The organism is Burkholderia sp. ZZQ-2 (genome assembly GCF_050768715.1).
GTDB classification, from domain to species: Bacteria; Pseudomonadota; Gammaproteobacteria; order Burkholderiales; family Burkholderiaceae; genus Burkholderia; species Burkholderia cepacia.
In genome coordinates this window covers 1-8,000 of record NZ_LDVA01000022.1, presented here as the reverse complement: position 1 = coordinate 8,000, position 8,000 = coordinate 1, and the positions used below count along the sequence as shown (strand labels likewise).

6 protein-coding genes are annotated in these 8,000 nt (G+C 67.3%); 2 read left to right on the top strand and 4 right to left on the bottom strand.

Features of this window, described 5'->3' with window-relative positions; genetic code table 11:
• Positions 1–562 (bottom strand): electron transport complex subunit RsxB (gene rsxB / locus ABY44_RS00340; protein WP_431640714.1); only part of this gene is annotated, 562 nt, incomplete at its 3' end.
• A 156-nt stretch (positions 563–718) separates the two neighbouring features.
• Between rsxB and ABY44_RS00335 the strand changes: the two genes are divergently transcribed.
• Complete coding sequence (locus ABY44_RS00335; protein WP_021161256.1) at positions 719–1,351, top strand: TetR family transcriptional regulator; 633 nt, start codon at positions 719–721, stop codon at positions 1,349–1,351.
• Between the two features lie 87 nt (positions 1,352–1,438).
• Here ABY44_RS00335 and ABY44_RS00330 read toward each other — a convergent pair whose 3' ends face one another.
• Positions 1,439–2,917: a polyhydroxyalkanoate depolymerase gene (locus ABY44_RS00330; RefSeq protein ID WP_060172950.1), complete on the bottom strand. Its 1,479-nt coding sequence runs from the start codon at positions 2,915–2,917 to the stop codon at positions 1,439–1,441.
• Between the two features lie 211 nt (positions 2,918–3,128).
• Complete coding sequence (locus ABY44_RS00325) at positions 3,129–4,958, bottom strand: glycoside hydrolase family 15 protein (RefSeq protein ID WP_060172951.1); 1,830 nt, start codon at positions 4,956–4,958, stop codon at positions 3,129–3,131.
• Between the two features lie 166 nt (positions 4,959–5,124).
• Here ABY44_RS00325 and ABY44_RS00320 point away from each other — a divergent pair, with 166 nt between their 5' ends.
• The gene (locus ABY44_RS00320; RefSeq protein WP_027786811.1) at positions 5,125–6,369 is read left to right on the top strand and encodes a lactonase family protein; all 1,245 of its coding nucleotides are present in this window, start codon (positions 5,125–5,127) and stop codon (positions 6,367–6,369) included.
• Between the two features lie 94 nt (positions 6,370–6,463).
• On the opposite strand, the gene ABY44_RS00315 is transcribed toward ABY44_RS00320, so the two are convergent.
• Positions 6,464–8,000: DNA translocase FtsK (locus ABY44_RS00315; RefSeq protein WP_431640709.1), on the bottom strand; the 1,537-nt coding region annotated here is incomplete at its 5' end.

The window sequence follows — 8,000 nt, the reverse complement described above, 5'->3', positions numbered from 1 at the left end:
GTGCGGCATCGGCCTGTTCCTGCGACCACGCGTCCCAGCCGGTGCGTTCGCCGGTCACCGGCAGCATTGCGATGCAGTCGACCGGGCAGGGCGGCACGCACAGGTCGCAACCCGTGCACAGCGACTCGACGATCGTGTGCATCTGCTTCGGCGCACCGACGATCGCGTCGACCGGGCACGCCTGCATGCACAGCGTGCAGCCGATGCACAGGCTTTCGTCGATGAAGGCGACGGCGCGCGGATGCTCGCTGCCGTTCACGGGGTTCAACGGAATCACGGGCTTGCCGAGCAGGCCGGCGAGGCGCGCGATGCCTTCGGCGCCGCCGGGCGGGCACTGGTTGTAGTTCGCGTCGCCGGCGGCGATCGCCTCGGCGTACGGCCGGCAGCCGTTATAGCCGCACTTCGTGCATTGCGTCTGGGGAAGCAGATCTTCGATGCGATCCGCGAGTGTTTTGGAGTCGGTCACGGTGACAACGGGCGCAGCGGCGCCGAATGGCTCTCGGCCGCTTCGGGCGCGGCCGGAAAGGTTTGCCAAAGCTCGATTATCGCCGATTTCCCGCATTGCGCTGGACGCCGTCTGTGCGCATAATCGAACCGCTTTTTTGCAGGGGCTCAGCAGGAGGGCGGCCGCCCGCGGCGCGCCCGTTCCAGGGCGGCCGGCGCCGAGGCGGTGGGGGTGCCGGTCCGGATCAAGCGGCTCACATAGCAAAACGCCACCATGAATCAGCCAAAAATCAAAAGAGATCCTGAAGGTACGCGCCGCCGCATCCTGATGGCGGCAGCCGAAGAGTTCGCGAGTGGAGGGCTGTTCGGCGCGCGCGTCGACCAGATCGCGCGCCGGGCCGAAACCAACGAGCGCATGCTCTATTACTACTTCGGCAGCAAGGAGCAGCTGTTCACGGCCGTGCTCGAACACGCGTTCTCCGCGCTGACCGAGGCCGAGCGCGTGCTCGACCTCGACGGCGTCGCGCCGGTGGAAGCCGTCACGCGGCTCGCGCATTTCGTCTGGGACTACTACCGCGACCATCCGGAACTGCTCAGGCTCATCAACAACGAGAACCTGCACGAAGCGCGCTACCTGCACAAGTCGACGCGGATCCGCGAGATGATGTCGCCGATCGTCGCGAAGCTCGGCAACGTGCTGACGCGCGGCCAGAAGGCCGGGCTTTTCCGAACCGACGTCGATCCGCTGCGCTTCTACGTGACGCTGTCGGGGCTCGGCTACTACATCGTGTCGAACCGCTTCACGCTCGCCGCGACGCTCGGTCGCGATTTCACCGACACCGACGAACGCGCCGAGATGGTCCGCATGAACACCGAGTTGCTGCTCGCGTATCTGCTGCGTCGCTGACGCACCGGCCGGCTGAAGCGGTCGAAGGATGCAAAAACGCCGCCGTGCGCAGGCAACGGCGGCGTTTTTTCGTCGGAACGCGGTGCGTCAGGCGGCCTTGCGCGTACGCACGGCCTTGACGCGCGGGCCGCCGGCGGCGCGTTTCGCGGCCGGTGCGGCCTTGGCCGGCGCCGCTGCGACTGCCTTGGCGGGGGCCTTCGCGCGCGTGCGCTTCGCCGCGGTGGCGCGCGTCGTTTCGAGCGGCGCATGGCTGGCCGGCACGGCGGAGAGCGTCTTGGGCGCCGGCGCATCCGCGGCATCCTTCGTCGCGCCGTGCTTCGGCTCCGGCGCATGCTCGCGGATGAAGTCGCGCAGTTGCGGATAGATGATCGTGCGCCAGCGGCGGCCCGAGAAAATCCCGTAGTGACCGCACTTCTCGGCGGTCAGGCTGCGGCGCTGGTCCTGCGGGATGCCCGTGCACAGCTCGTGCGCGACGTGCGTCTGGCCGCTGCCGGAGATGTCGTCGAGTTCGCCTTCGATCGTCATCAGCGCGGTACGCTTGATGTCCTGCGGACGCACGCGCTCGCCTTCGACATCCCACGTGCCCTCTGCCAGCCGGAATTCCTGGAACACGATGCGGATCGTCTCGAGGTAATACTCGGCGGCCATGTCGAGCACCGCGTTGTATTCGTCATAGAACTGGCGGTGCGCTTCGGCGTCTTCCTCGTCGCCGCGCAGCAGGCTCTGGTAGAAATCCCAGTGCGACTGTGCGTGCCGCTCCGGGTTCATCGCGACGAAACCCGTGTGCTGAAGGAAGCCCGGATACACCTGGCGGCCTTCGCCCGGGTAGTTCGCGGGCACCGTGTGGATCACGTTGTTCTCGAACCATGCGGTCGAGTGCTGCGTGGCGAGCGAATTCACCGACGTCGGGCTGCGGCGCGCATCGATCGGGCCGCCCATCATCGTCATCGTGAGCGGCGTGTCCTCGCCGCGGCTCGCCATCAGCGAGATCGCCGCGAGCACCGGCACCGTCGGCTGGCACACCGAGATCACGTGCAGGTTGCGCGCGCCGATGTGACGGATGAATTCCTGGATGTATGCGATGTAGTCGTGCAGGTGGAACGGGCCCACCTCGACCGGCACCATCCGCGCGTCGATCCAGTCGGTGATGTACACCTTGTGATCCTGCAGCAGCGTGCGCACGGTGTCGCGCAGCAGCGTCGAGTGGTGGCCCGACAGCGGCGCGCAGACCAGCACGACCGGCTCGTCCTTCAGCTGCGTGACGGCATCGGCGTCGTCCGAATAGCGCTTGAAGCGCAGCAGCCGGCAGAACGGCTTCTCGACGATCGTCTGCTCGACGATCGGGATGTTGTGGCCGTCCTTGACGATCTGGTGAATGTTGAACTCGGGCTTCTCGTAATCCTTGCCGAGCCGGTACATCAGCTCGTACGCGGCGGCCATCCGCGGCGCGCCGGGCATCAGCGAGAACGGGCTGGACGGATTGGCGAACGATTTGGACGCGGCCTGGGCCCAGGCCGTCAGCGGGCTCAGCATGGCTCGCTGGAATTCGTGCAGTTGGTAAAGCATGCAGACTACTCCCGCGTGGGGGACGGTGCGCAAGGGCGGCGTGAGGCGTCGCGGCGTGCCGTGTGGGTCAGCGGCCGGCCATGTTGCACTGCAGCCGGACAATCGCGTCGATCATATCGGACAACGATGGGTGGTGCAATGCAACATTTCCCCGATTTTTCATCAAAGTTTTGCGATTTGACGTTCTCTGAACAAGCCGCTCGCGCCCCGTTCAGCGCCCCGTGGCGACGGCCGGCGCCGGCTGGCCGGCCGCGCGCGCCATCGCGTCCTCGTGGTGCATCAGGTTCATCGCGGTATGCACGAGCGCCACGTGCGAGAACGCCTGCGGGAAATTGCCGACGAGCCGCCCGGCCACCGGGTCGTACTCCTCGGCGAGCAGCCCGAGGTCGTTCGACAGCGCGAGCAGCCGGCTGAACAGGCGGTGCGCGTCGTCGATCCGGCCCAGCAGCGCATAGTTGTCGACCAGCCAGAAACTGCACGCGAGAAACGTGCCTTCGCCGGGCGGCAGGCCGTCGTCGTATTCGGTCGTGCGGTAGCGCATCACGAGCCCGTCGTGCAGCAACTCCCGCTCGATCGCTTCGACCGTGCCGACGATGCGCGGATCTTCCGGCGGCAGGAAGCCGAGCAGCGGCATCAGCAGCACGCTCGCGTCGAGTTCGTCGCTGCCGTAGCTCTGTGCAAACGCCCGTTTGCTTTCGTGCCATGCGTTGTCGCACACGTCGGCATGGATCTGCTCGCGCAGCGCGCGCCAGCGGTCGAGCGAGCCGGGCAGCCGGAACATCTCCGCCGACTTGATCGCGCGGTCGAACGCGACCCACGCCATCACCTTCGAGAACGTGAAATGGCGGCGGCCGCCGCGCGTTTCCCAGATGCCTTCGTCGGGCTCCTGCCAGATCTTCTCGAGATGGTCGAGCAGCGCGCACTGCACCGACCACACCGTGTCGTCGGCCTGCAGGCCGCCCACGCGCGCCAGATGCAGCGCGGCCATCACCTCGCCGAACACGTCGAGCTGGAGCTGGTTCGCGGCGCCGTTGCCCACGCGCACCGGCTTCGAGTCCTGGTAGCCGGGCAGCCAGTCGAGTTCCATTTCCGGCAGCCGGCGTTCGCCGGCGATCCCGTACATGATCTGGATCTGTTCGGGCGAGCCCGCCATCACGCGGCCGAGCCACGTGCGCCACGCGCGCGCTTCGTCGTAGTAGCCGCCGCGCATCAGCGCGAGCAGCGTGATCGTCGCGTCGCGCAGCCAGCAGTAGCGGTAGTCCCAGTTGCGATTGCCGCCGATCTTCTCGGGCAGCGACGTGGTCGGCGCCGCGACGATCCCGCCGGTCGGCTCGTAGGCCAGTGCCTTCAGCGTGATCAGCGAACGGCGCACGGCGGCCGCGTAGCGGCCCTGCACCTGGCAGCGGCCCGACCATTCGAGCCAGTAGTTCTCGGTGCGCGCGAGCATCGACAGCGGATCGCGTGCGGGCGGCAGCCGCATGTGGGACGCCGCATAGCTGAGCGAGAACGGCACGCGTTCATCGGCGTTCACGGTGAACTCCGCGAGCGTATGGAGGTTCTTGCCGGTGAGCGGCACCGGCGTGCGCAGCACGACGGTGTCAGGGCCCGCGATCGCCTTCATGCCGTCCTCGCGGGTCAGCTGCGTGACCCACGGAATCGAGAACCCGTAGTCGAAGCGCAGCACGAGCTCCATGCGCATCTTCATCGTGCCGTGGCGGCCGATGACGATCCGCACCAGCTCGGACCAGCCGTTGCCGGGCGGCATGAAGTCGACCACCGTGACGGCACCGTCGGCGCTTTCGTAGTCGGTTTCGAGAATCAGCGTGTCGCCGCGATAGCGGCGCGACGTGTGCGTGATCGCGGCATCGGCGGCCGGCGCGAGCAGCCAGCGGCCGTGCTCGGGGGTGCCGAGAAGCGCCGCGAAGCAGGCGCCCGAATCGAAGCGGGGCCAGCACAGCCAGTCTACGGAGCCGTCTTTGGCGACCAGCGCGGCGGTGTGGCCGTCGCCGACGAGGGCGTAGTCTTCGATCAGGGCAGGCATGGGCAGGCGATCCTTGGGTATTCGAGTTCACAATGCGGACGGCGGCGGCCAAGGCTTCACGCGCGGGCGCCGCGCCCCGTATACTCGGCCGGGCGGCGGAGCGCATGAACGGCCGGCGTTTCGTCCTATCTCAACACTTGAAGCGACTCGATGCAAGGAGGATTCAATGCCCAACCGTTTACGCGAGCGTGACGCACGCGCTTCGACACGAGGGTTCCCGCTTAGGCTCGCTCACTGGATGAAAGGTTTCGCGATCGTGCTCTCCCTTTCCGCGACCCATGCATTTGCGCAGCAATCGCCCGCTCCGGCCGACGGCGTGTACAACCTGCTCGTGGGCACCTACACGGGCGGCGGCAGCGACGGGATCTATGTTTACCGCTTCGATACGAAAACCGGCAGCGTCGCGCCGGTGTCGTCGGCGAAGACGGTGAATCCGTCGTATCTGTTGCCGAGCCGCGACGGTCGTACCGTCTACGCGGTCAACGAACTGCCCGGCGACGACGGGCCGGCGTCGCAGCGCGGCGGCGTCAGCGCCTTCCGTTTCGACGCGAAGACGGGCGCGCTGAGCTTCATCGACCGCGTGTCGTCGGAAGGGAACGATCCTTGCTATCTCGCGTTGTCGCCGGACGGCAAGTACCTCGTGACGGCCAATTACTCGGTCGCGAAGGATCCGGGCGGCAGCTTCGCGGTGTTTCCGCTGCGCGACGACGGCGCGGTCGGCCAGGCCGTGCTGACGGTGCACCACGAGGGCACGGGGCCCGTGAAGGGCCGCCAGGACGGCGCGCACGTGCATTCGACGGTGTTTTCGCCGGATGGCCATTACCTGTTCGTGCAGGATCTCGGCGCGGACAAGGTCTACGGCTACCGGTACACGGTGGACGGCAGCCGCGGGCTGATCAGCCCGACCGACACGCGCTACACGCCGGTCAAGGCGGGTTCGGGCCCGCGTCACATGGTGTTCAGCGCCGACGGCCGGTACGCGTACGTGACGAGCGAGCTCAACGCGGCGGTCGAGGTGTTCGGCTACCACGACGGCAAGCTGACGCCGGTCGAGACCGTATCGATGACCGCGCCGGGCTTCAAGGGCAAGGTCGGCGGCGGTGCGATCCATCTGTCGCCTGACGGCCGCTTCCTCTACGTGAGCAACCGCGGCGATGCGAACGACCTGGTGATCTACGCGGTGAACCAGGCCGACGGCCGGTTGAAGCCCGTCGGCCGCCAGTCGAGCCTCGGCAAGACGCCGCGCGAGTTCCTGATCGACCCGACCGGCAAGTGGCTGATCGTCGGCAACCAGGACAGCGATACGTTCTACGTATTCAGCCGCAATGTGGAAACGGGGCAACTGGGCCCGAATCCGCAGAAGGTGGCGGTCGGCAAGCCGGTCGACTTCAAGCTGGTGCCGGTGCAGTAAATGACAAAGGGCGCTGCCGATGCAGCGCCCTTTGCTTTCCGGGGCGGCCGGTTTCCCGGTGGCCCGCATCGGTGGACGGCGGCGGCCGCCGCGCTCAGTCGGCCGCGGCCGGCACGAGCACCTCGCGGCTGCCGTTGATGCCCATCGGCGACACCAGCCCGGCCGCCTCCATCTGCTCGACGAGCCGTGCGGCGCGGTTATAGCCGATGCGCAACTGCCGCTGCACCGACGAGATCGACGCGCGCCGCGTGCGCACGACGAACGCGACGGCTTCGTCGTACAGCGGATCGGCCTCCGCGTCCGGCGCATCGCCGAACAGGTCCTGCGTCGCGCCGTCGGCGGCCGGGCCGTCGAGGATCCCTTCCTCGTACTGCGGTTCGCCGAACTGTTTCAGGTACTCGACGATCCGGTGCACTTCCTCGTCGGCGACGAATGCGCCGTGCACGCGCTGCGGGTAACCGGTGCCCGGCGGCAGGAACAGCATGTCGCCCATCCCGAGCAGCGATTCGGCGCCCATCTGGTCGAGAATCGTGCGCGAGTCGATCTTCGACGACACCTGGAACGCGACGCGCGTCGGGATGTTCGCCTTGATCAGGCCCGTGATCACGTCGACGGACGGGCGCTGCGTCGCGAGGATCAGGTGGATGCCGGCCGCGCGCGCCTTCTGCGCGAGACGGGCGATCAGTTCCTCGATCTTCTTGCCGGCCACCATCATCAGGTCGGCCAGCTCGTCGATCACGACGACGATCAGCGGCAGCGTCGACAGCGGCTCGGGGTCCTCGGGCGTCAGCGAGAACGGGTTGCCGATCTTCTTTTCCTTCGCTTCGGCATCGCGGATCTTCTGGTTGAAGCCCGCGAGGTTGCGCACGCCGACGGCCGACATCAGCCGGTAGCGCTTCTCCATCTCGCCGACGCACCAGTTCAGCGCGTTGGCCGCGAGCTTCATGTCGGTGACGACCGGCGCGAGCAGGTGCGGGATGCCTTCGTAGACCGACAGCTCCAGCATCTTCGGGTCGATCATGATGAGCCGCACGTCCTCGGGAGTCGCCTTGTACAGCAGCGACAGGATCATCGCGTTGATCGCGACCGACTTGCCCGAGCCCGTCGTGCCCGCGACGAGCATGTGCGGCGCCTTCGCGAGATCGGTGACGACCGGATGGCCGGTGATGTCCTTGCCCATCGCGATCGTCAGTTGCGAGGCCGAGTGCTGGTACTGGCGCGACTCGAGGATTTCCGACAGGCGGATCATCTGGCGCTTCGCGTTCGGCAGTTCGAGGCCCATGCAGGTCTTGCCGGGAATCGTCTCGACGACGCGGATCGACGTGAGGCCGAGGCCGCGCGACAGGTCCTTCATCAGCCCGACGATCTGGCTGCCCCGCACGCCGAGCGCGGGTTCGATCTCGAAGCGCGTGATCACGGGGCCGGCCGACGCGCCGACCACCGTTACCGGCACCTTGAATTCCTGCAGCCGCTGTTCGATGACCTGCGCGGTTTGCGCGAGGTGTTCGTCGGTGATCGTTTCGATGTCGTCGGACGCGGGTTCGAGCAGGTCGAGGGTCGGCAGTTCGACGTTGAACGTCGCGGGCGCGTGGAATTCGAACGCGTTCGGGCGCGGCGGGCGGGCGGGGGTG